The organism is Rhodovulum sp. (genome assembly GCF_011048875.1).
GTDB lineage: Bacteria > Pseudomonadota > Alphaproteobacteria > Rhodobacterales > Rhodobacteraceae > Rhodovulum > Rhodovulum tesquicola.
Genome location: NZ_DSDD01000072.1, coordinates 1 through 2513 on the forward strand (window position 1 = coordinate 1; position 2513 = coordinate 2513).

The window sequence follows — 2513 nt, forward strand, 5'->3', positions numbered from 1 at the left end:
CTCGCCGCTCTCGCCGACCTTCAGGAGCTGCGGCGCCTCGCCCAGCTGGACCCGGTGCATCGCCTTGAAGTCGGTGGCCAGCACCTGCCGGCAGAAGAGCGGGAAGGTCCGCGGATAGGCCTCATAGGCCTGGCGCAGGGTCTTGTTGGTGACAGCCGCAAGGATCTCGGGGAAATCCGAGGTCGAGTGTAGGGCCCGCGTCGCCACCTCGTCGCGCGAGAGGCCCCGGGTGCTGGCGCCCGCCGTCTCGAGGCTTTCGCGGGCAAGCTCCATCAGCGTCATGCCGCGATACTCGCGCGCGGCGTCCTCCAGCGGGAAGAGCGTCGGGCTGTAGCGGTGCAGCAGCGCGCTTGAGATCGCCTCGCGCCGCGTGACCGTGGCGTCGCGCCCGCCGAGCGGGACAGAGACATGGGGAAAGGTGCGGGTCTCATCCGCCTTGGCCGCGACTTGATCGAGGATCAGCCGGCGCGCCTCATCGATGGAGACGCCGCGCTTGATGAGGTCGCCGGCGAAGCCGCGCTCGAGATGCAGCTTGTCGGCAAGGCCGTGAATGGTCGAAACGCGCTCGCGCTCCTGTGCGCGGGCCTCGGTCACCAGCGTATCGGTGTCGACGCCGCGGCTGCGGTCCTCGGACGCCCGGTCGGGCGTGACGGTCAGCGCCTTGGGCTTCATATCGGCGGCTCGGGTCTGCGTGTCGCTTGCGAGGGCCTGCGCCTCGGCAGCGCCGGTCTTGTCGTCGGTCATTTGGGTCTCCTCGGCCACTGCCGTGTCGTTGCTCTGCTTGGCCTTATCGGCCGGGGGCTTTGTCCTGTCGGTCATAGGGGATGCTCCTTGGCTGGTGGGGGCGTCCCGGCGGTGGAGGACGCAGTCATTCATCGGCTCCTTCGCGCGGAACCCGGCCGCGGCATCGGCACCGACGGGGACGGCGGAAATCTCGAAAGGCGTCCAGTCCACCGCCCGCCAGAGTTCGCGCGCCCCTTCGGGCTTGCTCACTTCGAAGCGATGGACCTGGTAGCCGATGGAGACCGCGCGGATGTGCCCGGCCTGGATGTCGCGCCAGATGTCACCGACCGCATCGCGCTCGGAGATGCGTATCCGGGCGATGCCCTGTCCGTTCTCGATCCGCGCCGAGCCGGGCACGACCGAGCCGATCACCGCATCGAGATCATGCGCCGCATGCACCTTCAGGAAGGGCGCGCCGGCGTTCAGCCGATCGAGCCGTACATGCTCGGGCGCCATGCTCAGCTCCTCGTCATGCGGCTCGCCGAAGAGCGCGGCACGCCGTACCCGTGCGCCGGTCGACCAGATCACCTCGACGCTGCGCGTCTCCGGATCGATGCTGTTGGGCGCAAGCTCCGCCGACCGGCGCAGCGCCGGCAGTTCGATCATCTGCTCCATGGATGGGTCCTTGTCAGGTCTCGTCGCCGTCCGATTTGTCGAGGTCGGCTGTTTGGTCTGGTGCGCTTTCACTGGCCTGCGCGTTGCCGGTCTTGGTGACCCGGCGCGGGTCGGTGTCGAGCACGAGGCCCAGTGCATCGAGTTTGGCGTTCGTGGCCGCAATTTCGGCCAGCACCGCGTCGGGGTTGCGGCCCTGCCGGGCGATGGCTTCGGCCAGCGTCATGGTGCCTGAGCGGATGGCAAGCAGGTCTGCCATAGCGTCCTTCTGCGGATCGACCGCCTCGAACTTGGGCGGCGACCATTCCACCGGCACGTCCGGCGTCGGGATGCGCCCGGCCGCCCATGCGGCCTCAGTGAACCACCGCCAGACTGGTGCGCAGAACATCGGGATGAAGAGTTGCCACTGCACGGCGTCGATCATCCGACGGAATTCCACGAGGCCTGCCCGGATCGAGGAGTAGTTCACCTGGGACAGGTCGCCCGTCAGCAGCTCGTAGGGCACGCGGAAGCCCGCCGAGATAGTGTGCAGACTGGCGCGCTTGTATTCGCCATAGCCGCCGGTGGCAGAGGGCTGGTTGAACCGGATATCCTTGCCGCCACGGGCATAGGCGATCAGCCCCGGTTCGAACTGCTCGACCCGGTTGCCGTCGGCATCGACCACCGAGGGCGCGATGCCCTGCTGCGCCTCCTCGTCGCCGAAGACGATGGCGGTGACACAGGCCTCGGTCTTCTTGCGGACGATCTCGGCCACCTCATAGTCATCGAGGTCGCGCAGGGCCCGGATCACGGGCGCCCCCCAGGGCACGCCGCGCGCCTGCGTGCGCTGCTTCTCGTAGACATGAGCGATTTCGCTGGCCGGCACCGCACGGCTGGTGAGCCCGCCCGTCAGGCTGAGCGTCGCGTCGCCCGGATGCGCGCCGAAGAGCCAATAGGCGCGGCGCCGGCCGAGCGCGTCGAACTCGATGCCCTGCATAGCCTGGCCCGCGCCGAGCGCGCCGTTGCGGGTGGCATCGAGGAAGTCGGCCTCGAGCAGTTGGATCTGCACGGGCGGCATGACGCCGTCGCCGGGGCGCCGCGGGCGGCGGCGGACCAGCACCTCGCCCGCCTCGACCATC

2 protein-coding genes are annotated in these 2513 nt (G+C 69.0%); both read right to left on the reverse strand.

What is annotated here, in order from left to right; all coding sequences use genetic code 11:
• Positions 1-1398: HK97 family phage prohead protease (locus ENN83_RS02445; protein ID WP_287183663.1), on the reverse strand; the 1398-nt coding region annotated here is incomplete at its 3' end.
• A 13-nt stretch (positions 1399-1411) separates the two neighbouring features.
• On the reverse strand, positions 1412-2513 hold a 1102-nt coding region (locus ENN83_RS02450; protein WP_287183666.1), incomplete at its 5' end, for a phage portal protein.